The sequence below is a fragment of the Shewanella electrica genome, from assembly GCF_022321485.1.
GTDB lineage: Bacteria > Pseudomonadota > Gammaproteobacteria > Enterobacterales > Shewanellaceae > Shewanella > Shewanella electrica.
In genome coordinates this window covers 1-280 of sequence record NZ_JAKOGG010000178.1, presented here as the reverse complement: position 1 = coordinate 280, position 280 = coordinate 1, and the positions used below count along the sequence as shown (strand labels likewise).

Here is a 280-nt window from a genome sequence, read left to right as displayed (position 1 = left end):
ACAGGAATACATCGCCGATACCTGGGCCATGGCCAATATGAACATGATCATTCACGACATGGAAGGCGAAATTGAAATCGGTGATACATTCAAGCATCCTAAATTCAGAAACAAGAACGGCAAATTGCGCACCTTCGATCGCGTTGTCGCCAATCCCATGTGGAACCAGGACTGGTTCACGGAAAACGATTACGACAATGATGAACTGGATCGTTTCCCACCCGGTGCCGGTTTCCCCGGCAAATCCTCTGCCGACTGGGGTTGGGTGCAACACATGCAT

Annotated in this window: 1 protein-coding gene; it reads left to right on the top strand. The window is 50.0% G+C overall.

Translation table 11 applies throughout. The features are described from left to right. Window positions 1-280, top strand: a 280-nt coding sequence (locus L9G74_RS20295) for an N-6 DNA methylase (protein WP_238898578.1), incomplete at both ends; no start/stop codon positions are given.